This window comes from Pirellulimonas nuda (assembly GCF_007750855.1).
Taxonomy (GTDB): domain Bacteria; phylum Planctomycetota; class Planctomycetia; order Pirellulales; family Lacipirellulaceae; genus Pirellulimonas; species Pirellulimonas nuda.
In genome coordinates this window covers 4332766-4352916 of record NZ_CP036291.1, presented here as the reverse complement: position 1 = coordinate 4352916, position 20151 = coordinate 4332766, and the positions used below count along the sequence as shown (strand labels likewise).

The 20151-nt window shown below is 67.0% G+C and carries 18 protein-coding genes; 8 read left to right on the top strand and 10 right to left on the bottom strand.

Annotation, left to right across the window (positions count from 1 at the left end; all coding sequences use genetic code 11):
* Positions 1 to 50: 50 nt before the first annotated feature.
* Positions 51 to 1238 (bottom strand): ADP-forming succinate--CoA ligase subunit beta, encoded by a 1188-nt coding sequence (gene sucC / locus Pla175_RS16855; RefSeq protein WP_145287698.1) that lies wholly within the window; start codon positions 1236 to 1238, stop codon positions 51 to 53.
* Between the two features lie 479 nt (positions 1239 to 1717).
* Between sucC and Pla175_RS16850 the strand changes: the two genes are divergently transcribed.
* The 8 genes from Pla175_RS16850 (at position 1718) to nqrM (ending at position 9314) form a co-directional block, all read left to right on the top strand.
* Positions 1718 to 3082, top strand: a complete 1365-nt coding sequence (locus Pla175_RS16850; protein ID WP_145287695.1) for a Na(+)-translocating NADH-quinone reductase subunit A — start codon at positions 1718 to 1720, stop codon at positions 3080 to 3082.
* A 100-nt stretch (positions 3083 to 3182) separates the two neighbouring features.
* Entirely contained in the window at positions 3183 to 4406 is a 1224-nt protein-coding gene (locus tag Pla175_RS16845) for an NADH:ubiquinone reductase (Na(+)-transporting) subunit B (RefSeq protein WP_145287692.1), read from the top strand.
* Positions 4396 to 5193: a Na(+)-translocating NADH-quinone reductase subunit C gene (locus Pla175_RS16840; protein ID WP_145287689.1), complete on the top strand. Its 798-nt coding sequence runs from the start codon at positions 4396 to 4398 to the stop codon at positions 5191 to 5193. Before Pla175_RS16845 ends, Pla175_RS16840 begins: the two co-directional genes overlap by 11 nt.
* 63 nt (positions 5194 to 5256) lie before the next feature.
* On the top strand, positions 5257 to 5886 hold the full coding sequence (locus Pla175_RS16835; RefSeq protein ID WP_145287686.1) for an NADH:ubiquinone reductase (Na(+)-transporting) subunit D: 630 nt from the start codon (positions 5257 to 5259) through the stop codon (positions 5884 to 5886).
* Between the two features lie 105 nt (positions 5887 to 5991).
* Positions 5992 to 6633 (top strand): NADH:ubiquinone reductase (Na(+)-transporting) subunit E, encoded by a 642-nt coding sequence (gene nqrE / locus Pla175_RS16830; protein ID WP_145287683.1) that lies wholly within the window; start codon positions 5992 to 5994, stop codon positions 6631 to 6633.
* A gap of 107 nt (positions 6634 to 6740) precedes the next feature.
* On the top strand, positions 6741 to 7964 hold the full coding sequence (nqrF, locus tag Pla175_RS16825) for an NADH:ubiquinone reductase (Na(+)-transporting) subunit F (RefSeq protein ID WP_145287680.1): 1224 nt from the start codon (positions 6741 to 6743) through the stop codon (positions 7962 to 7964).
* Positions 7965 to 8027: 63 nt separating this feature from the next.
* The gene (locus tag Pla175_RS16820) at positions 8028 to 9086 is read left to right on the top strand and encodes an FAD:protein FMN transferase (RefSeq protein ID WP_231953940.1); all 1059 of its coding nucleotides are present in this window, start codon (positions 8028 to 8030) and stop codon (positions 9084 to 9086) included.
* Between the two features lie 9 nt (positions 9087 to 9095).
* Positions 9096 to 9314 (top strand): (Na+)-NQR maturation NqrM, encoded by a 219-nt coding sequence (nqrM, locus tag Pla175_RS16815; protein ID WP_145287677.1) that lies wholly within the window; start codon positions 9096 to 9098, stop codon positions 9312 to 9314.
* On the opposite strand, the gene Pla175_RS16810 is transcribed toward nqrM, so the two are convergent.
* From Pla175_RS16810 to Pla175_RS16770, 9 genes are read right to left on the bottom strand one after another with little or no spacing between them, the layout of a single operon-like run.
* Positions 9311 to 10852 carry a glycosyltransferase family 39 protein gene (locus Pla175_RS16810; protein WP_145287674.1) on the bottom strand — a complete coding sequence of 514 codons (1542 nt, stop codon included), beginning with the start codon at positions 10850 to 10852 and terminating at the stop codon, positions 9311 to 9313. The two genes, nqrM and Pla175_RS16810, sit on opposite strands and share 4 nt — an antisense overlap.
* A complete protein-coding gene (locus Pla175_RS16805; RefSeq protein WP_145287671.1) occupies positions 10849 to 11796 on the bottom strand; it encodes a polysaccharide deacetylase family protein in 948 nt (315 codons plus the stop codon). Before Pla175_RS16805 ends, Pla175_RS16810 begins: the two co-directional genes overlap by 4 nt.
* A complete protein-coding gene (locus tag Pla175_RS16800; protein ID WP_145287668.1) occupies positions 11759 to 13219 on the bottom strand; it encodes an NAD(P)/FAD-dependent oxidoreductase in 1461 nt (486 codons plus the stop codon). Before Pla175_RS16800 ends, Pla175_RS16805 begins: the two co-directional genes overlap by 38 nt.
* The gene (locus tag Pla175_RS16795) at positions 13219 to 14043 is read right to left on the bottom strand and encodes a glycosyltransferase family 2 protein (RefSeq protein ID WP_145287665.1); all 825 of its coding nucleotides are present in this window, start codon (positions 14041 to 14043) and stop codon (positions 13219 to 13221) included. The genes Pla175_RS16800 and Pla175_RS16795 overlap by 1 nt, the downstream gene beginning before the upstream one ends.
* Positions 14044 to 14095: 52 nt before the next feature.
* Positions 14096 to 14887: a WecB/TagA/CpsF family glycosyltransferase gene (locus Pla175_RS16790; protein ID WP_145287662.1), complete on the bottom strand. Its 792-nt coding sequence runs from the start codon at positions 14885 to 14887 to the stop codon at positions 14096 to 14098.
* Positions 14884 to 16095, bottom strand: a complete 1212-nt coding sequence (locus Pla175_RS16785; protein ID WP_145287659.1) for a glycosyltransferase — start codon at positions 16093 to 16095, stop codon at positions 14884 to 14886. The genes Pla175_RS16790 and Pla175_RS16785 overlap by 4 nt, the downstream gene beginning before the upstream one ends.
* A complete protein-coding gene (locus Pla175_RS16780; protein ID WP_145287656.1) occupies positions 16092 to 17444 on the bottom strand; it encodes an O-antigen ligase family protein in 1353 nt (450 codons plus the stop codon). The genes Pla175_RS16785 and Pla175_RS16780 overlap by 4 nt, the downstream gene beginning before the upstream one ends.
* Positions 17441 to 18814, bottom strand: a complete 1374-nt coding sequence (locus Pla175_RS16775) for a lipopolysaccharide biosynthesis protein (RefSeq protein ID WP_145287653.1) — start codon at positions 18812 to 18814, stop codon at positions 17441 to 17443. The genes Pla175_RS16780 and Pla175_RS16775 overlap by 4 nt, the downstream gene beginning before the upstream one ends.
* Positions 18811 to 20100, bottom strand: a complete 1290-nt coding sequence (locus Pla175_RS16770; RefSeq protein ID WP_197526919.1) for a glycosyltransferase — start codon at positions 20098 to 20100, stop codon at positions 18811 to 18813. The genes Pla175_RS16775 and Pla175_RS16770 overlap by 4 nt, the downstream gene beginning before the upstream one ends.
* Positions 20101 to 20151: the final 51 nt, after the last annotated feature.

Genomic DNA, 20151 nt, shown 5'->3' with positions numbered 1-20151 from the left:
CGCTCTCCCAAAAAGCTGAAAGCTGAAAGCTGACCGCTGAAAGCCAGCGGCTACGCCGCGGCGGCGGCGACTACTTTCTTGGCCGCGTCGGTCAGCCCCTCGGCGGAGATGATGTCGACGCCGCTCTCGGCCAGGATCTTGCGGCCCTCTTCGACCTCGGTCCCTTCGAGCCGGACGACCAGCGGGACGTTGAAGCCGACTTCTTTGTAGGCGGCCAGCACCGCGTTCGCGATGGTGGTGCACTGCATGATGCCGCCGAAGATGTTCACCAGCACCGCCTTGACGTTCTTGTCGCCCAGCAGGATGCGGAAGGCCTCGGTCACTTGGTCTTTGTTGGCGCCGCCGCCGACGTCGAGGAAGTTGGCCGGCTCGCCGCCGTGCAGCTTGATGATGTCCATCGTGCTCATCGCCAGCCCGGCGCCGTTGACCAGGCAGCCGATGTTGCCTTCGAGCTGAACGTAGCTCAGCCCCGCGGCGCCCGCCTTGAGCTCGTTGGGGTTCTCCTCGGAGGTGTCGCGCAGCTCCGTGAGCTTCGCGTGGCGGAACATGGCGTTCTCGTCGAAGGTCACCTTGCCGTCGAGCGCCACCAGGTCGCCCGCGCCGGTGACGACCAGCGGGTTCACCTCCAGCAGGCTGCAATCGAGCTCGCAGAACAGCCGGCAGACCGCCGGCAGAAACTTGCTGGCGGCCTTGGCCGCGGCGCCCTCGAGGCCCAGCTTCTTGGACAGCTTCCGCACCTGGTAGGCCTGCAGGCCCTCGCCGGGGACGAAGTGCTCCTTGTAGATCCGCTCGGGGGTGTTGGCGGCGACCTCTTCGATGTCCATCCCGCCCTCGGTGCTGACCATCAGCACCGGCAGCGACATGGCCCGATCGACCACGATCCCCAAGTAGAGCTCGCGGGCGATGTCGCAGCCCTCTTCTACCAGCACCCGCCGGACGGTCTGCCCCTCGGGGCCGGTCTGGATGGTCACCAGCTCGCCCCCCAGCATCCCCGCCGCGGCCTTCTCGGCCTCCTCGGCCGAACGGACCAGTTGCACGCCGTGCTGCGACGCGTCTGCCTTGAACGTCCCCTTGCCCCGTCCGCCGGCGTGGATCTGCGACTTCACCACCGCCAGCTTGCCGCCGAGCTCGTCGAACGCGGCCGCTGCCTCGACGGGGGTGGTGGCCACCACCCCGCGGAGCGTGGCCACGCCGGCGTCGCGGAAGAGTTGCTTTGCCTGAAACTCGTGGATCTTCATAGCGTTCTGGGCGAAGTAGTTCGGGGGAGCACACGCCGATCGAGCCGATTGCCGGTGCGTTCGGGGGTCGGTTGGGCAAGGAGTATAGCGCCGTAGCGGCAGAAGCTTCAACGGGAGGCGCTCGTGCGCGTCAGCAGCTCGGGCGCCGGATCGCCGCGGCGATGAAGAATTCGTAACCGTTCTGCATTGCGGGCCGACTCTATGTGTGTATCATCTTGCTGTCAGGCGGGAAGAATGTAGAGGAAGAGTTTGCGACTGCCCCTCGGCCGATGGCCCGCTGGCGGTCGCCGGCCCGCACTGCCGTCCAGACAGGCCAGAACGCCCACCGCTGGCACGCCGGGACGGCCTCCAAGAGAAAAAGTCAACCATGCTGGCTCTCGGCCCGCTCTTGTGAAAAATTTCACGAGCGGGTAGCCTGGACTGGTATCGTACCCCACCGCACCTCGATTTCTTCGCCGCACCGGCCGCTCACACGCTCTATGGCAAGTCGCATCGACATCAAGCGCGGCCTGAGCCTGCCGCTGGAAGGCCCCCCAACCCAGGTCATCGAGGCGGCCACCGCGGCCCGCCACGTCGCCCTCGTGGCCGACGACTACATCGGCATGAAGCCGACGATGGAGGTCCGCGAGGGGGACCGCGTCAAGCTCGGTCAACTGCTGTTCACCGACAAAAAGAACGCGGGCGTCCGCTACACGTCGCCCGGCGCGGGCGAGATCGTGTCGGTCAACCGCGGCGCCAAGCGGAAGTTTCAGTCGGTAGTGGTCCGGCTCGACGGGGACGAAGAGGAGGTCTTCGGCTTCTACCCCGAGGCCAACCTGACGCTGCTCAAGCGGGACGAAGTCCGCGACCTGCTGGTCGAGAGCGGCCTCTGGACGGCTCTGCGCACCCGCCCGTTTAGCGCCGTCCCGCCGATCGATCAGGTCCCCGAGGCGATCTTTGTCACAGCGATCGACACGAACCCGCTCGCGGCCGACCCGGCCGTGGTGCTGGCGAACCTTGAGCGGGAGTTTGTCGCCGGGCTCGAAGCGCTGAGCGTCTTGGCGGACCGCCCGATATTTCTCTGCGTCGCGCCCGACTCCAACATCCCCGGGGCGGACCTGGGGTGCGTCGAGACGGTCGAGTTCGCCGGCCCCCACCCCGCGGGGCTGCCGGGCACGCACATCCACTATCTTGCCCCGGCCAGCCTGGGCCACGTTTCTTGGCACATCGGCTATCAGGACGTGGCGGCGGTTGGCCACTTGATGCGCACCGGCAAGGTGATGACCGACCGCGTGGTTTCCGTGGCCGGCCCGGTGGCGGTGAACCCGCGTTTGGTGCGGACCCGTTTGGGCGCATCGCTCTCTGAGCTGACCGAAGGGGAAGTTAAGCCCGGCCTGCCGTTTCCGGTTCGCGTGGTGTCGGGCAGCGTCTTCGCCGGCCGGGCCGCGAAGGCGCCGTGCGACTTCCTGGGGCGGTACCACACGCAGGTTTCGCTGCTGCTCGAGGGCAAGCAACGCGACTTCATCGGCTGGATGGGCCCGGGATTCAAGAAATTCAGCGTCGTGCCGGCGTTTGCGGCCAACTGGATCCCGGGGGCGAAGCGTTTCGCGCTGACCACCTCGACCGAAGGGAGCCACCGCTCCATCGTGCCGCTGGGCAACCACGACAAGGTGATGCCGCTGAGGATCATCCCGGCGGCGCTGCTCAAGTCGCTGGCGGTGGGAGACACCGATTCGGCCCAGTCGCTCGGCTGCCTTGAGCTGGACGAGGAAGACTTGGCCCTGTGCACGTTCGTCTGCACCAGCAAGAACGACTACGGGCCGATGCTGCGGGAAAGCCTGACCCGCATCGAGCACGAGGGATAGGCAACCCGTGGGTCAGGCGGCGCCTGACACGGCGGCGAAGAACAGCCAGCGGCGAAGAACAGCCACGACGTCAGGCGCTGCCTGACCTACCAACAAAGCCATGAAATTCATTCGTCAACAGCTCGACGCGATCGCGCCCCTCTTCGAAAAAGGGGGCAAGCTGGAGCGTCTCTACCCGCTCTACGAGGCGCAGGACACGTTCCTGTTCACGCCGGGCGAGGTCACCAAGCACGCCTCACACGTGCGCGACGCGCTCGACATGAAGCGGATGATGTCGATGGTGATCGTCGCGCTGGGCCCGTGCATCTTGATGGCCATGTACAACACCGGCCTGCAGGCCGACCTGGCGATCCAGGCCGGCGCGGCGCCGATCGATTCGTGGCGTGAGACGGTGCTGGGCCTGCTGGGGTTGGGCGATCACAACCCGAACAACGTGCTGGGCTGCTTCATCCACGGCGCCCTGTGGTTCCTGCCGATTTACATCACCACGATGGCGGTCGGCGGCGTCTGCGAGCTTATCTTCTCGCTGATCCGGGGCCACGAGATCAACGAAGGGTTCCTCGTCACCGGCATGCTCTACCCGCTCACGCTCCCCCCGGCGGTGCCGCTGTGGCAGGTGGGCATGGGCATCGCGTTTGGCATCGTCATCGGCAAGGAGATCTTCGGCGGCACCGGCAAGAACTTCCTCAACCCGGCCCTCACGGCCCGGGCGTTCGTCTACTTTGCTTTCCCCTCCCAGTTGGCCGGCGCCTCGGTGTGGGCCGCCGCGGACGGGTACTCTGGCGCCACGGTGTTGACCAAGCTCGGCAGCTCCGAGCCGGGGTCGACCTTCTCGCAGGTGATCAACCAGGGCTGGATGGAGTCGTTCCTCGGGTTCATCCCCGGCTCGATGGGCGAGACCTCGACCCTGGCCTGCCTGCTGGGCGCCGGGCTGCTGATCGCCACCGGCATCGGCTCGTGGCGGATCATGGTGAGCTGCGTCGCCGGCGCCGTGGGGATGGCCACCCTGCTGTGGGCCTTCCGCGTCTACAGCGACAACCCGATGACGCAGATCTCGCCCATGTGGCACCTGGTGATCGGCGGTTTCGCGTTCGGCACGGTCTTCATGGCTACCGACCCGGTTTCGGCCTCGATGACCGAGGCAGGCAAGTACTGGTACGGCGCCCTGATCGGCGTGATGACCATCATGATCCGGGTGATCAACCCGGCGTTCCCCGAGGGGATTATGCTCGCCATCTTGTTCGGCAACACGATGGCGCCGCTCATCGATTACTTCGTCATTCAAGCGAACGTTAGCCAGAGGGTCGCCCGCTATGGAACGTGACAGTGTGCTGGGAACCTTTGTGGTGGCCACGGTGCTGTGCGTCGTTTGTTCGGTGCTGGTCGCCGGCGCCGCTGTCGGCCTGAAGGACAAGCAGGAAGCGCAGAAGACGCTCGACCGCAACAAGAACGTCTTGATTGCCGCGGGGTTGTGCGAGAAGGACGCCACCGAGCAAGAGGTTAAGGTGCTGTTCGACGAACGCATCAACCTGCTGCTGATCGACCTCGCCACCGGCAAGCCGGCCGAGGAGCTCTCGGACAAGGACAAGGCGAACTACGATCCGCGCAAGGCGGCCAAGCAGCCCGACACCAGCGAGCCGGTGACGCCCCCGGGCGACCTGCCCGGAATCGCGCGGCGCGAGAAGGCGACCTTTGTCTACGAGATCAAGGGCGAAGAGGGGGGCGTCGAGGGCTACGTGCTGCCGATCTACGGCAAGGGGCTGTGGTCGACGCTCCGCGGCTTCCTCGCCATGCAGGGAGACGGCCGCACCGTCCGCGGCATCACCTTCTACGAGCACGCCGAGACGCCCGGCCTGGGGGGCGAGGTCGACAACCCCAAGTGGAAGTCGCAATGGCCCGACAAGGTGGCGCTCGACGACCAAGGCGACGTGCTGATTGAGGTCCTCAAGGGGGGCACGCCAATCACCGACCCCGAGCACCAGGTGGACGGGCTCTCCGGCGCCACGATCACCACCAAGGGGGTCTCGAACCTGGTCCGCTACTGGCTCGGCGAGGACGGCTTCGGCAAGTTCCTCGAGCAAAACGCCAGGCAGGCCGACTCGGCTACGTAGACCCGCCCACCGTATCCGCGACATCCGTGCTTAGAAAGCAGCACGCCCAACCCCCGCCGACCTATGGCCAAGCAATCCGCACAGAAGGTCCTCCTCGACCCGCTGTTCGACAACAACCCCATCATGCTGCAGGTGCTGGGCATCTGCTCCGCGCTGGCCGTGACGGTCAAGCTCGAGACGTCGGTCATCATGGGGGTGGCCGTGATCTTCGTGGTCGGCATGAGCAACCTGGTGGTCAGCCTGATCCGCAACTACATCCCCAGCAGCATCCGCATCATCGTGCAGATGACGGTGATCGCGTCGCTGGTGATCGTGGTCGATCAGTTCCTGCGCGCCTATTTCTTCGAAGTGAGTAAGACGCTGAGCGTCTTCGTCGGCCTGATCATCACCAACTGCATCGTGATGGGCCGCGCCGAGGCGTACGCCATGAAGAACCCCCCGTGGATGAGCTTCCTCGATGGGGTAGGCAACGCCACCGGCTACGCGATCGTGCTGGTGGCGGTCGGCTTCGTCCGCGAATTGTTCGGCTCCGGCAAGCTGTACGGCTTCACCGTCTTCCCGCTGGCGACCGAGGGTGGCTGGTACGTCCCCAACGGCCTGTTGCTGCTTCCGCCCAGCGCGTTCTTCCTGATCGGGGCCCTGATCTGGCTGCTGCGGACCTGGAAGCCCGAGCAGGTCGAGGCCGCCGACTAGCTGCAGAGAACCGTCCGCGGATCGGGCGAACAACGTTATATGAGACGACCCTTTTTATTCGCGTAGATTCGCGACATTCGCGGACAGAAAACCAGAGCAAAGACAATGGAAGAGTACATCCAACTGCTGCTCAAGAGCGTGTTCGGCGAGAACATGGCGCTCATGTTCTTCCTGGGCATGTGCACGTTCCTCGCGGTGTCGAAGAACGTGAAGACGGCCGTCGGGCTGGGCATCGCCGTGGTGCTGATCATGACGATCACCGTGCCGGCCAACAACCTGATCTACCAGTACCTGCTGAAGGAGGGCGCCCTGACCTGGGTCGCCAACCTGTTCGGCCTGTCGGGCGAGTGGCGGGAGTACCTTTCCACGCTGAACCTGGAGTTCCTCGGCCTGATCAGCTACATCGGCATGATCGCCGCGATGGTGCAGATCTTGGAGATGGCGCTCGACCGGTTCTTCCCCCCGCTCTACAACGCGCTGGGCATCTTCCTGCCGCTGATCACCGTGAACTGCGCCATCCTCGGCGGTTCGCTCTTCATGGTCGAACGCGACTATAATTTCCCGCAGAGCGTCGTTGCCGGCTTCGGCTGGGGCCTCGGCTGGGGCCTGGCGATCGCCGCGCTGGCCGCGATCCGCGAGAAGATGAAGTACAGCGACGTCCCCGAGGGGCTACGCGGCCTAGGGATCACGTTTATGACCGCCGGCTTGATGTCGCTGGCGTTCATGTCGTTCGGCGGAATCTGGTAACGGGGCGGTCAGCTTTCAGCAATCAGCCGTCAGCCTGCCTGTCGGAGGGTTCGGGCTGAAAGCTGAACGCTAACAGCTGACAGCCCAACCTCAACTCCTAGCATCCAATGTTCACTGTCATTACCGCCGTGGCGATGTTCACCGGCGTGGTTCTCGCGCTTGTGGCCGTGATCCTTTTGGCCAAGAGCCAACTGGTTCCGTCCGGGAACGTCACGATCAACATCAACGGCCAGAAGGACATCAGCGTGCCGGTAGGGGGCAAGCTGCTGGGGGCGCTCGCCGAAGAGGGCATCTTTGTCTCCAGCGCCTGCGGCGGCGGCGGCACCTGCGCCCAGTGCAAGGTGAACATCCTTGAGGGGGGGGGCGACATCCTGCCCACCGAGAAGACGCACATCAACAAGAAGGCGGAACGCGAGGGCTGTCGGCTCTCCTGCCAGGTGGCCGTCAAGCAGGACATGAAGGTCGTCGTGCCGGACGAGGCGTTCGAGACCAAGAAGTGGGAATGCGAGGTCATCTCCAACCACAACGTCGCCACCTTCATCAAAGAGTTCAAGCTCAAGCTCCCCGAGGGGGAAGAGGTCGACTTCAAGGCGGGCGGGTACATCCAGATCGAGGCCCCGCCGCACGTGGTCCAGTACAAGGACTTTGAGGTCGAGGAGCGGTTCCGCTCCGACTGGGACAAGTACAACGTCTGGCGCTACACCTCCAAGGTGGACGAGCCCGTGGTGCGGGCCTACTCCATGGCCAACTACCCGGGCGAGAAGGGCATCATCATGCTCAACGTCCGCGTGGCCAGCCCGCCGCCCCGTGCGCCCGAGGGGACCCCGCCCGGCAAGATGTCGAGCTACATCTTCAGCCTCAAGCCGGGCGACAAGGTCACCATCTCCGGCCCCTACGGCGAGTTCTTCATCAAGGACACCGACGCCGAGATGGTGTACATCGGCGGCGGGGCCGGCATGGCGCCCCTGCGGAGCCACATCTTCGAGCTGTTCAAGCGCGTCAAGACGGGCCGCAAGGTCACCTACTGGTACGGCGGCCGCAGCAGCCGCGAGCTGTTCTACGTCGATCAGTTCCGCGCGATCGAGAAGGACTTCCCCAACTTCAAGTTCAACATCGCCCTCTCCGAGCCGCTCCCCGAGGACAACTGGGACGGCTACACCGGCTTCATCCACCAGGTGCTGCACGACAACTACCTGAAGGAGCACCCGGCGCCCGAGGACATCGAGTACTACATCTGCGGCCCGCCGATGATGAACGCGGCCGTCTTCAAGATGCTGGACGACCTGGGTGTCGAGAAGGAAAACATCGCCTTCGACGACTTCGGCGGGTAGAAAGGCTAACCACAGAGTCGCAGAGAAGAGAAGAGCAGGCGCCGCCGGAGTTCGCGAAACGCAATGACCCCATCGGCGTTCATCGGCGTTCATCCGCGGTTGTTTCTAGCCTGCGTAGTTTGTTTCACGCTCGGTTGTGATGGCTTCTTCCGCGCCGAGGTGTACAAGCTCAGCGGCCCCACGATGGGCACCCGCTACAACGTCAGCGTGGTGCTGCCGGCGGACGGCAACGCGGCCGAAGTCGCGCGGCTGCAAAGCCTAGTCGATGGCCTGCTGAAGACGGTCAACGACCAGATGTCCACCTACCAGGCGGACTCCGAGCTGTCGCGCTTCAATGCCCAGCAGGGGACCGACTGGTTCGAGGTTTCGCCAGAGACGGCCGCCGTTGTGCAGTTAGCGCTTGAGGTAGCCGAGCAGACCCAGGGCGCGTTCGACCCCACGGTCGGGCCCGTGGTGAACCTGTGGGGTTTCGGGCCCGACGGGCGCCGTGACGCGCCGCCGACAGACGCCCAGATCGCCGCTGCGCTCGCCAGGGTGGGCTACCGAAAAGTCGAGGCCCGCAGCGAGCCCCCCGCGCTGAAGAAATCGGCGCCAGACGTCTACCTCGACCTCTCGGCGATCGCCAAGGGGTACGGCTCCGACGCGGTGAGCGAGCTGCTGCTGGGCGAGGGGGTGGGCAGCTCCATGGTGGAGATCGGCGGCGAGGTCCGCACCCGTGGCGCTAAGCCGGACGGCTCGCCTTGGCGGATCGGCGTAGAGAAGCCCGACTCCGAGGGGCGTACGGTAGAGGCGGTGGTGGAGCTGAGAGACGGCGCCCTGGCGACCTCGGGCGACTACCGCAACTTCTTCGAGGAAGGGGGGAAACGCTACTCGCACACCATCGACCCCAAGACGGGCCGCCCCGTGACGCACACCCTCGCCACGGTCTCCGTCCGGACCCCGACCTGCGCCGAGGCAGACGCGCTGGCGACCGGGCTGTTGGTCATGGGCCCCCGCGCGGGGTACGATTGGTGTGAGCAGAACGAAGTGGCCGCGCTCTTTATCGAACGCACCGACGAAGGCTTCCGCGAGCGGGCCACGACTGCGTGGACCGCGGCTATCGACCAGACGACATCCAAGTAGAGCATCGCTATGGGCATCTACCTGATCACCGCCGCGTTCTTCGCGCTCGCCATCGCCGGTTTGGCGGCGGGGGTGATCTTCTCCAACCGCCGACTCAAGGGCTCATGCGGCGGGTTGGCGAACATGAAGGACTCCAAGGGAGAGGTGATGTGCCACGCCTGCAGCGACCCGAAGCCGGAATGCGCCGGCCTGCGCGAGGCGGCCGCAAGAGAGTCGGCCAAGGCCTAGTAGTCCCGCCGCGGCGTAACACGGAACACCCGCACGCCGGCGCAAGGCGTCTGCTCTACCAGGTCAAGCCTGGCCCGCATTGCATCGAGCAGCAGACCATCCGGGTCGCCGTGGAACGGGCGCGTGTAGATCAGCCACCCGCCGTGTTCTTGCGTGAGCTTGACGGCCTGTTGTGCGGCCGCTTCTGCCTGCCGAGCGTCGGCGACGACCGGCTCAGCAGTCTCGGGGCGGGGCAGGGGGATCGCCCGGCCGGGCTGGGCCAGATACAACGCCGCTACTTCCGACATGTAGCCGGACACCACCAGCACGGGGGAAGGGTCCGCGTTGTCGGTCGGCCCGAGTTCCGCTGATTCGATGGCCGCGACGGCCGAGCGGAGGTCTTCGTTCGCGTACCGCGGCGACTCCGCCCGGTTGTAGATGGCGACGCAACAAAGCAGCGTCAGCAGCGCAGTGGCGGCCACGGCGGCCCACTTGAGGACCCCGCGGCGCGAGAGCCCTTCTACCATGCCCGCGGCCAGCAGCAGCCCCAGCGGGGCGGCGCACCACGCGACAAAGCGGGTGTTGTACGTCACGCCGGACGCCCAACCCAGCGCGCCCGCCAGCAGCACCGGCACAAACAGCAGCGCAAGGGTCCCCACCGCAAGCCGATGGCGCCGCAGCCCGACGACGCCGAGCCAGCCCAGCGGGGCGACCGCCGCCGCCAGCCCCAGCGCCCAGGGGGCCGCGTCGGCCGCAGCGGCCCTTGCGCCGAGTGCATGCAGTTGAGCGCGCGACGGGCCAAGCGTGTACCCGCTGAGCATGGAAAAGTACGTGTACGCGGCGGCGCTCGCGTTTAGGGGGCGTGATTCGCGGATGCCCTTCTGGAAGCGGAGGTCCGAGCCCACCAGCAGCACGGTTGGGGACGCCAGCAGACCGATCGCCAAGAACGCCGCAACGGCCCGCACCCTGGCGGCTTTGGGCGTTGCGAGCGCAAGAAGCGCGAGGGTCGCCAGCAACAGGGCGAAGTAGTAGTGGCAGAACATCCCCAGCACGCCCGCCGCAACAAACAACGCCCAGTCGAGCACGCGGTTCCAGCGCGCCGCCACGGCCAGCAACCCCATGGCGCAGACCGCCAGCATGGTGAACATCGCGTAGCCGCGGATGAGCTGCGCGTAGAAGAGCAACAGCGGGGTGAACGCAACGACCGCGGCGGTGACGACCGCGAGGCGTGGCCCGGCGAGCCTGCGCAGCAGCAACCACGCGGCGACCACGGTCGCCGCGTGGTACAACGCGGAGAGCCAGCGTGCTGAAGCGCCTGCCCCAAACACGCTTGTCCACGCCTTGAGCGAGAGCGCGTACAGCGGCGGCATCGAGTCGGCAGCCCACACGATCTGCCCGATCGTTTGCTGAGACAGTTGCAGCTCGGCCGCCTCGTCGATGAAGAGGCATTGCCGCTGAATGGTCGCCAGATGATACGCGGCGAGCAACGCCAGGATGGCGACCATCCAGAGGCGCTGGGCGCGAGGGCTCAGGTCGCGGGCAAGCATCGGGTGCATCATGCGCCAGGCGCGCTCGCCAGGATCGGGGCGGCGGTCAATGAAGCGACCTGGCGGCCGATCGTGCAAACCTGGAACCGGTCGGTGATGGTCTTCAGCAGCCGGTCGAGCGCCGCCGCCTTGGCCTCCCTCCCAAGCCCCATGCCCGGGAACCCCGACAGCAGCGGCGCCTCTTCGCCGCCGAGCAGGTCGAGCGGGTGCAGCAGCATCGAAGGGGCCACCCCCGCCAGGCGGCACGCGGCGAACGTGGTCTTCAGGTACACGCGGGCGAGCGACGCAGACTTCTGCCACAGGTGCATCAGGTACGTCGCGTGGATCGGCAGCCGCGTGAACGGCATCGTGGTGACCGGCACTTCGACCAGGGGCCCGGCGGGGGTCGAGAGCGTGTAGGGCGAAAGCCGCCGGAAGCCGTCACGCAGGCCGCCAAACTTCTGCGTCCGCTCGGCGGGCGCGTCCGCCAGCCTCTGACTGTACCGGCTGACCAACGGGCCGACCGGCGTGGGCCAGGTCGAGGCGTCGTAGCGGTAGCCACGCTCGGCGAGCAGCGTAAACAGCTCCTGCGACCAGCTAAACCCTGGGGCGCGGAAGCCGACGGGCCGCTCGCCCACCAGCGCCGCGATCGCGTCTTCTGCTTCAACGACCTCGCTCAGCAGCTCGGCGGGATCGAGCCGGTCGAGCCAGGGGAGGTGGTTTTGCGAGTGGTTGGCGATCTCGCAACCGGCCTCCGCGAGGCGGAGCACCGCGTCTCGGTTCTCCGCCGAATCAAGGTCGTGACCCACCACGAACACCGTCATGCCACAGCCGTGACGCGCCAGCAACGCGCAGACGCGCCCGGCCACCACCGGCAGGTAGCTGGGGGCGTCGGGCCAATCCTTCTTGCCCAGCGACCGCAGGTACGCCCACTGGTTGTCAAGATCGAGCGACAAACTCGCGTTCGCGCGGGACATAGCTCGGCGGGAGGAAGGAGGAGTAGGGACGCGAGGCGGCGACCGCCATGGCCATCGGGCCGCGGATCGCTTGCTCGGCGACCTGGATGGTCTCGTTGACGTTGAGGTTCCCCTTGAGGATGTGGGCCGAGTTCACGCCCCACACGCCCGGCACGCTGGTCTTCATCGGCGGCAGGCGGTCCGAGTAGCCAACCGTCGGCAGCGCCATCACCTGCCGGGCGCGGGCTACGCGGAAGGCCTCGACCTGGTCGCGGCGGAAGTGTGGGTACATCTTCTCAAGGGTGCCGAGCCAACGCTCTCGCAGCTCCGCGTCGGAAACCTTGAAGATCGCGTCGTCGGACGACGCGTACTTCGGCAGGTAGACCAGCGAGCGGCCCCCCAGCTCGGCGGGGTCGACGATCGTGGTCATCTCGATCACGCCGGTCAGCGGCACCCACCCGTCGGTGATGTTGGTGACGTAGTAGGGCGAGATCGGCCGCTTGAGCAGCAGCGAGGCGCACACAACGCCCAGGTAGCGGACCCCCTCGAACCGATCGCGCTCGGCCGGCGTCAACTGCGGGCAGGCCGCGGCGATGGTGGGCGAGGGGGTAGTGAACACCACGTTCGAGTAGGTGCGGGTCTCGCCGCACTGCAGCGTCACCTCGACCCCGGCGTCCCCCGCGGCGCTGCGGGCCTCCCATACCGTGGAGCCGCAGCGGATTTCGACGCCCAGTTCGCGCAGCCGGCTGTACAGCTTGCCGAGCACGGTGGCGTAGCCCCCGGGGACGTAGCCGAACATCTCCTTCTTGAGGCCGGACCGTCGGGCGCTGTACATGCGGTTGATGTGCGCCCAGATGAACGCCGCGGAGGTGTCACGGTACGCGTCGCCCAGCTTGGCGCGCAGCAGCGGCAGCCAGATCTTCTCGCACACGCCGCGGCCGGAGTGCCGGAGGAGCCAGTCGGCGACGGGGACCTGCTCCATCTTGCGCCAGTTCTTGATCTTTGAGGCGTAGAAGATCGTGGCGCCGAGCCGCAGCTTCTCGGCGGTCGTCAGCGGCGGGAACCGCAGGAACTCCAGCGAGTTCGACATCGAGTGGAGCTTGCCGCCGGAATAGAAACCGGTCTTGGTTTCTACCCAACGCATCTTCTCTTCGAGGCCGAGCTCGCCCAGCAGGCCGCGCAGGTGCGAATCGGAGAGCAGCGTTACGTGATAAAAGCGGTCCCAGGTTGCGTCGCCGCCGGAGGCCGCGTCGTCCGCGCCCTCGGGCGCGCCGTCGGAGAGCCGCCACGGGCTGGCGAGTCCGCCGAGCTGCGGCGCGGCTTCGAGCACCGTTACCGGCACGCCACGCTGGGCCAGCCGCAGGGCCATGGTCAGCCCCAGGGCGCCGCCCCCCACGACGGCCCAGCCCCGGTCGCTGCTGGGTGTAGCATTGATGATCTTCATCACTTGCCCCCCGTCTGGCCCAACCGCCGCCGGGCGATCAGCGAGAGCGTCTGCAACGCCGTGCGGGCGACCCGCATCTTGCTGGCGCCCCCCTTCTGGTCGTAGCGGAGGATCATCGGCGCCTCGCCCATCACCAGCCCCTGGCCCCGCAGCTTGAGCAGCACGTCGACCATGCAAGAGAAACCGGTCTCGCTTACGAAGGCGTCACCGTAGCGGTTCATCGCGTCCCGCAGGGCCGTGGCGCGGTACGCCCGGTACCCGCACGTGTAGTCGCGGACGCCGCGGATCGGAAGCGCCACGGTGAACAGCCCGCGTGCGGCCAGGCTCATCAGGTTGCGGCGCCAGGGGACGCCGACGACGCGCGACCCCGCTTGGAAGCGCGACGCGATCACCACGTCGTGCCCCTCGGAGATCATCGAAAGCATCCGCGGCATCAGGCCGGGGGGCTGGGTGTTGTCTGCGTCGAGCGTGAAGATCACGTCCTCCGGCCCGCTGGCCCGCACGGCCGCTTCGAGGCCCGTACGCAGCGCCGCCGCCAGGCCCCGGTTCTGCTCGTGCTGCACCAGCGTCACCGGCATCCGGAACGACGCCTGGCTGACGACCCGCGCGGTGCCGTCTTGGCTGCCGTCGTCGACCACCAGCACCTCGTAGCCCACGCCCGCGGCCGTCAAGGTGCTCTGGATGGCGTCTAGCAGCGGTGGGAGCGATTCTTCTTCGTTGTAGGCGGGGAGCACGATCAGCGCTCGTCGCGCCGCTTGCTCGCCGGCGGGCGGCTGTGCGGGCAAGACGTCGATGCGTTCGGTCGGTTGCTTGGTGACGTTCATGGTGCGGCTTTCAATGGAGAATCAACGAAGAGAGTAACGAATTGCCTCGCGGCTAGCGTTTGGGTTGCGAGGGCCTGACCGCCTCGCGGGCCCAGTGGTAGAGGAACGGAGGGTTGTGGAGCAGGTACCGGCGCCAGAGCCGGCGTGGCTCGACGCCCAAGCGGAACAGCCATTCCAGGCCCCCCTCCTGCATCCAGCGCGGCGCTTGGCGGGTCAGTCCGGCGTGGAAATCGAACGCGGCGCCGACCCCCAGCAGCACGCTGGGCGGGGCCAGCGGCGCGAAGCGGTGCATGAAGCGCACCTGTTTGCCCCCCCCGAGCGACACCCACGCGTAGTCGGGCTGGAGGCCCGCGTACTGGTTCGCCAGCTCGGCCAGGGCCGCGTCGTCGAGCTGGTCGTAGCGGAAGTCCAGCTCGCCGACCCAGTTCACTTCCGGAAACCGCCGGCGAACGCCGTCGCGTCCCGCGGTCGACCCGCCGATCAACACGTGCCGCCGCTCGGCCAGGGCGTCGGATTCCAACGCCCGCTCCATCAGCGTGGGCCCGTAAACACGCTTGCGGATCGGCCACCCCGCCTTGCGCATGGCCCACACCACCGGCGCGCCATCGGGGACCGTGAGCGCGCTGGCGGCGAGCGCCGAGGCGTACGACGTGTCCTTTTTGGCGTCCATCACGTCCGCCACGTTCGAGACACAAACGTACCGGGCCGTCTCGCTCGCATAGGCCGAGTCACCCAGCCAGGCGACCACCGAGTCGTAATCGCACACATCGAAGCCAACGCCGACGACCGTCGCACGGTCGAACCGTGGCGGAGCCGATCGGGGGCTGAGGGTGTCGGTGATCATCGCGCCAGCTCCATGTTGGAGTCGCCGCCGGCGGCAAGGACGGGGCCCGCGGCGTGCGCGCCGCGCGGGGCTGCTGGCTCACACACGCCGGCGAGCGCCTCTTCCATTCTCCGGTGGTAGCGATCAACCGTGTAGCACCGCTCGTACTTTTCCCGCCCCGCGGCGCCCATCTGCGATCGCAGCTCCGGCGAGCCGGCCAGTCGTTCGATTGCGTCGGCAATCGCCGCCGGGTCGTGGGTGGGGCATAGCAGGCCTGTTTGGCCTTCGTCGACGATCGACGGCACCCCACGCCAGCGTGTGGCGACCACCGGCAGGCCAAACGACATCGCCTCGACCAGCACGCACGGGAAGGCTTCCGATTCGTAGTGCGTGGGGAAGCAGAAGACGTCGGCGCGGATCAGCTCATCGAGCTTATCCGCGCCGTACTTGGGTCCACAAAGCGTGACGCGGTCGCCCAGCCCGGCGCTCGCGATGGCGCTGCGCAGCACCCCCTCCAGCCCAGCCGGCATGAAGGCGCCGACGATACGCAGCTCAACGGCGACGCCGCGCTGCGCGAGTTCTGCTACCGCGTCGATCAGCAGCGGGGCGCCCTTGCTCTCGCAAACATTGCCCACGTACAGCAACCGCAACGGGCCGCACCGCGGCGTTTGCGGGTCGGTGCGGAAAGCGAGGTCGGGCGTGGCGTTCGCGATGAAGGCGACCCGCTTCGCATGGAAGCACACGTCGTCTGGGGCGGTCGCCTCGGAGAGCCGGATCACCAGGTCGGGCCGCCCGTACGCCCGGCGGAACAGCCAGCGTTCTACCGCGTTGAGCCTCGGGTACAACTCGCTGACGCCGCTGGCCTGCATGTGGAAGACCGTGCGGCGGAATAACCAGCGGGTAGCGATCAGCACCACCATGTCTCGGTAAAGCGGCGTGCGGTTGGGACCCGCCGGAGGGTAGTAGAGCGCCGTGGCGCCGTAGGCGAACCGGGCGTAGACGATCCGCAGCACGAGTCCGAGCAGGCGCCCCAGCTTTGCGAGGCGGAATCGGCCTACTTCTTCGATGCCGTCGCTAAAGGTCATCCGCACGTGGCGGAGCCGGACGCGTTGCATCTGGCTCTTGAGCAGCAGTTCGATCATGACCGCCTGGCCGTGCGTCGGCGGCGGCGTCTGGCCGACGACCAGCACGGTCGGCGTGCTTGCGGGTTGAGGCTGCCTCTTGGTCACGCCATCACCCTCCGTGTCGTGCCGGCGTAGGCCGGGCGGCGCGTGGCAGGCTCGGCAGCCGGCGCTTCGGACGCCTCGCGGCGCCAGACGTGTCCCAGCAGCAAACACGCCACCACGAAGCAGCCCATGCCGGGCAGCTTGAACAGCGACTCGGCAAAGCCGTTGGCGATACAGAAAAGGAGCACGCCGAAGCTGAACGCGCTGGCGTAGTCGTGGGTTTGGAGGAACCGCGTGGCGGTGACCACCAGCCCTACAGCGAACAACAAGACGACCAGCGCCAGCCCGACCGTCCCGCCGTCAAGCAGGATGTCGATGTACATGTTGTGTCCGTGCGGGATCTCCCACGAGAACAAGTCGCTGAGCTCTTCCACGCGCTCGGCGTCCCAGAAGGCGAGGTAGCCGTAGCCAAGGATCGGGGCCTTCGCGACGTGGTCCAGCAACTCTTCCCACAGGGGAAGCCTGCCGGTGAGGCTCCCGAGCTCTTCGGTGCGTCCCATGGCCAGCGCGGTCTCGATCCGCTCGGTGCTGTGGCTGTCCAGCATGGAGTAAGCGATGCACCCGAACCCGACGGCAAACGCCAGGATCGAGGCGACCATCATCCGCGACCCGCGCCGCAGCCCCAGCGATTGCATCGCGGCGAACGCCAACACGAGCGCGCCGAGCGACGTACGCGATTTGGTGAGCCACACACACGCAAGACCCACCGCCACCAGCGACCAGAACACCAGCGGCTTGTTGGAGCTGCGGCTGGCCACCACGGGCGCCCCCAGGCACACAATGCCGCCGAAGATGGCCTCGGTGTTGGGGTGCGACGTGCCGATGAAGCGGTAGGCGCCGTACGGCCGAAAGACCCCCAGCGCAACCTCGACTAGCACCCCCAGCAAGATATACCCGAGGCAGACCACCACGAGCGCCGTCGCCAACTCGCCCAGCGGAAGCCGGTAGGACAGACCCGCCGCGGCGAGCACGAAGACCGCCAGAACGGCCAGCTTGAAGAACGTGTACCCGGGGTTTTCCGACCAGAAGTACGAGGCGACGAGGAACGTCCCAAGCAAGCCCAGGGTGACGAGCAGTGGGTCTCTGAGGCTGAGTCGGGCGCCGGATTGTGTGAGCAAGAGCAGGCCCCCCACCGCCGCGAGCGCCACACGCGCCAGGGTCGACTCTGCGTTGACGTCGTCGAGCCGGTCCGCGGTGTCGTTCTCCGTTCCGTACTCTAGTTCATCCACGCCCGCGTAGCGGATGGCCCGGTCCCAGCTGTGGTCGACAAACCAGAAGCCGGAGCCGATGCACAGCACCGCCAGCAGGCCCCAACCGGTGAGCAGCGGAGGATTCGTCGAGGCAGCGTTCATTCCACGGCCTCCGCGGGGGTGGAGGACCATCGCTCTTCTCGCAGGTGCTCACGCACCAGCAGCGCCAGCGTGAGGGCGGTCACCAAGGAGACAGTCACGCCCCCCGCCACCAGGGACCAAGCGGCGCCCGTCAGTCCCATCCGGGGGATCAGCAGCATCGCGCAACCGATCGACACCGCGAAGTAGGCCAGCTCGCCCCACAGGTAGCCCCGGGGCTTGCCCAACGCAGCGAGGCCGTTGCCGCAGCCGACCGACACGCAGATCGCCAGAGTCGCCAGCGCGATCAAGAAGGTGAGGTGGCCATACTCTGCGTAGTCGGCGCCGTAGATCGCGCCGAGCAGCCAGCCCCCGGCGAAGTAGAGGGCCAGCGTCAGTCCGGACAGGATCACGGTGAAAACCAGGACTGTCTCGAGCAAAGACCGGCACATGGCCGTGATGCCCTGCGTCTGCATCGCCGCGATCGTCCTGGGTTGGAAGTAGTTGTTGGCGCCCATCACAAACATCTGCGAGAGTCCGACCAGGTTGCTGCAAACGGCAAACACGCCCGCACGCTCGGTGTCTAGGTAGAACACCACCAACCAGGGGATGAGTTGGTAGGCGCCCAGGCTGATCGAGCGTGCCACGACTAGCCAGCGGGAGTAACGCCAACTGGTCAGCCAGTCTGTCGCCAGGCGCGCCGGGTCGATCCGGAACGGCTGCGCCCGCCGCGCCAGCCACCAGAGGCTTGGAGCCAGGCAGGCCAACCCTAGTGCGACGGTCACAGTGGCGGCGTTCAGCGCCCCGGCCCCGGCCAGCAATACGATGGCCGAGAGCTGCGTACACGCAACCAGCAGGTCCATCGCGATCTCGGTGTAGAAGCGGAAGTGGGCCGAGCAGACGACCCGCAGGTGATCGCGGAGCATCATCAGCGGAAGCGATGCCGCGAGGGCCGCGAATACGATCGGCATCCGCGCCAAGTCATCCGACCAGGGCGCCAGGGCGCCCGCGGCTACCGCTAACCCGCAGAGCGCCGCGAAGCAGCCCTGGTGCACTAGGCTGCTGCCTAGCAGCGAGGGTTGATCTGTTTCGTGGCGGTGCACAAACGCTAGGTAGGGCGCCGAGATGAGGCGTTCCTGCGCGGTACGCAGGAACCCCGACACCGTCCAGGCCAGCGCAAAAAGCCCCACCTGTTGCTTCGTGCACCAGTGCGAAAGCATGACGAACGTGAGGAAATTGGCGCCGCTGACCACCAACTGGTCCGCGAGCGAAAGCCCCCCCATCTTCAGGTCGCGCCGGTAGTCGGCCGACGCGCTGCTACACGGCGCCGGAGCAGGAGGCTGCGGCGTGAGCGTGGCGGCGACGGCCGGGTTGGCGGCGACGGTTTGGGTCACGGCGCCCCTCCGTTGGCCGGCGACTCGAACATCTGGCACAGGCTCTCGACGTGCGCGCGGCGGGAGTTTTGCTCCGCAAAACGCCTGGCGCGGTCGCGGTCGACGAGCGTGGTCAGGTCTGATTCAGCGATGCGCTCCAATCCGGCGGCGAGCGCCGCGGGGCTCGACGTGTCACAAGTGAGCCCCAGCCCGTGCTGGACCACCACCTCGCCCATCAGCCCGTAATCGGAAGACAGAACCGGCTTGCAGGCCCGCGCGGAGCGGACCAACATCTGGCTCGATCCCATGTGCCGCTGGTACGTGGTGAGCTGCACGTCGGAGAGGTCGAAGTAGTCTTGAAACTCCTGCTCATCGACAAACGTATTGCGCAGGATCACCTGCACCGAAGTCTCCTTCTGCACACGCTCGAGAACGGGCGTCACCTGCGCCGCGTACTCCGGCGGCATGTGCCCGACCAGCAACAAGCAAATCCGTCTGGCCGCCTCGGGGGGAACCAGCGGCAACGCCTCCAACAATTCTTTCACTCCCTTGCGTCGGTCCATCACCCCGAGCGAGCAGCAGACGGTCCGCCCCGGCTCGATGTTGAGCGAGTCGCGTAGGTCGGCGACGCGTCCGGGCGCGCTCTCGGTCTCAAAGTAGGCGTCCGCGAGGGCCGAGACGGAGGTCGACGAGGGCATCTTTGCGTTGATGAAATCGGCCGCGAAGGGGTCGAGGCAGTAGAGGCGCTCGAGGCGCCGGTTCCGGAGCACGCGGGCCAGCACCGCACGCTTGCGGACCCCCTTCAGCCATTCTCGCCAGCCAGGGGAGTAGTTGCGCAGGACGTGCCGGTAGTGGAACGTCGGCCGAAAATAGATCGCCGAGAACGGGCAGGGCGCCGAACGGCCGAGCGTTATCGGGAGCTGGAACATGTCGAAGTACAGCAGCAGGCCGTGGTCTGCGGAGTGCCGCTCGGCGTAGTCGCAGAAGTACTCCCAGGCGTAGAAGTGCCGGGTGAGCCTCGACCGTTCCATCCGCTGCGACTGCGTCTCGGTGAGCGACTCGATGGACACCCCGCACGCGCGGCGCTCGCGGACAAACGCAACGACGTCTGGGTGCAGCTCAAAGAACTTGGGGGTCAACAGGAACGTCACGTCCGCCGGGATGGCGAACTCCTGCCAGGCCGACGCGAGGTTGCGCACGTACATGGAGTGGTGCCCGCGCACCTCGATCTCCATGGCCAGCAGCTTCGGCCGACGCGCCGGCGCCGGCTGTGGCGGCTTCACGTCGGATGGGCTGAGCAGGGGCATGGCGGGGGGGCGTCGGATGGCGTGGGGGGCTGTGCGGTCTCCTGAGCAGCC